This window comes from Roseomonas chloroacetimidivorans (assembly GCF_049629625.1).
In the GTDB taxonomy this organism is placed as follows: Bacteria; Pseudomonadota; Alphaproteobacteria; order Acetobacterales; family Acetobacteraceae; genus Roseomonas; species Roseomonas chloroacetimidivorans.
This window is the reverse complement of the sequence record NZ_JBNBZS010000268.1, coordinates 1-1,407: the sequence shown is the minus strand read 5'-3', so window position 1 is coordinate 1,407 and position 1,407 is coordinate 1. Positions and strand designations below refer to the sequence as shown.

At 67.0% G+C, this 1,407-nt stretch carries 2 protein-coding genes; both read right to left on the bottom strand.

All coding sequences use genetic code 11. From position 1 onward, the window contains the following. Positions 1–708, bottom strand: coding sequence for a hypothetical protein (locus tag ACO1BU_RS37315; RefSeq protein WP_424140896.1), 708 nt, complete (start codon positions 706–708; stop codon positions 1–3). A 77-nt stretch (positions 709–785) separates the two neighbouring features. Next, the gene (locus ACO1BU_RS37310; RefSeq protein ID WP_424140895.1) at positions 786–1,346 is read right to left on the bottom strand and encodes a helix-turn-helix domain-containing protein; all 561 of its coding nucleotides are present in this window, start codon (positions 1,344–1,346) and stop codon (positions 786–788) included. Positions 1,347–1,407 lie beyond the last annotated feature (61 nt).

Sequence of the window (1,407 nt, the reverse complement as noted above, 5' to 3'; positions counted from 1 at the left end):
CTAGTGGGTCACTTGCCTCGGACTGTGCCATTCTTTTGGACAGCGACGGTGTGGTGAGAGCGGCTGCCGAGTGTGAGCACCCGAGCCGCCAAGTGCGTGTGCGTCGCCGCGTTGCTTTCGGCGCCTTTGCCGGCGCTTGCCGTTCCACAGAAACGGTGTGGGATGCCGGTTCCAAGCCTCGGCGGTCTGCTGGAACCAGGTGCCGATCTCAGTCGGGTTCTGCGGGTGCTGGCCGTCAAGCGTGCGCCGCTTGAGGATGCGCTGGATGGACTCGGCCATATTCAGCCAACTGCCGCCAAGCGGGGTGTAGAGCGGCATGATGCCGTGCTGACAGAGCCAGATCACCATCTCGGGTGTCTTGTGGCCGGCGAGGTTGTCCCACACCAGGAGCATGCGCAGCGACGGCAGCTGGGCGGGCAAGGTGAAGCGTTCTGCCAGCCCGTCTTGCCAGGCCTGCCACGCAGCACGGCTTGCCGCGGTGCCGATGGGCTCGGCTTGCGCCGGCAAAGCCGCCACGATCGAGGTCAGCCTCGCCTTGAGCCAGCCATGCAGGACCGGGTTGGTGCAGCTGCTGACAGGCTCGAGTTGCACCAGTCCGGTTGTGGGATGGAACAGGGTCAGGATCTTGCAGGTGCCGCCCCGGACATACTCGTGCGGCTGGGTCGCGGGGTGGCCTTGCGGTCGCCAACTGCTGCCCGGTTGCGGCACCGCCTGGAACGGGCCGGCCTCGTCTTCGCACCAGACTGCCAGACCAAGGGAGGCGCCGAGTGCGTAGGCCCGCTCGATCAGCCCCTTTTTGCGGCGGCATCCGGATCAGTGACAGTGACCAAGCCCTCGTGTTTGCGCTTGCGCACGACCGCGCCGGTTTCGCACCAGCTTCGCCCCTTCTGCCAACTCAGACCGGCGGCGTGCAGAGCCCGACCAATCGTGTAAGTGCTGATGCCGGGCAGGCCGTCCTCTGCCCGACGCAGCGCATCCCGCAGCGTGGCCAGCGACCAGGTCGCCGTGCCGTCCCGTGCACGCTCCGGCGGCCGGGCAACTTCGGCCAGGATGCGCCGCTGCTCTACCTCACCGTAGCGGACCAGGTGACCACCGTCATGGCGCGGTACCACCGCGGTCAGCCCGTCGCGATTGAAGCCTGCCACCCAGCGCGCAACGGTGTCCCCGTTGCGGCGTCCAACCAGATGCGCCGTCGTCGTGTAGCTCTGACCATCGGCCACAGCCAGCAAGGCTCGGGCACGAGTAACTTGCGCTGCCGGCGCAATCTGCGACCGGCTCAGCCGTGAGAGCAATGTCCGCTCCGCTTCGCTCAGTAGGCGGAGCGGATCCCCCTGTCGCCGTGACATGGGTCACCTCGTCATCCGGAAGCAGCCAGTATGGCACAGTCCGAGGCAAGTGACCCACTAG

Coding starts and splice junctions, on each gene's coding strand:
- ACO1BU_RS37310 (WP_424140895.1), bottom strand. CDS start 1,346: ATGTCACGGCGACAGGGGGATCCGCTCCGCCTACTGAGCGAAGCGGAG.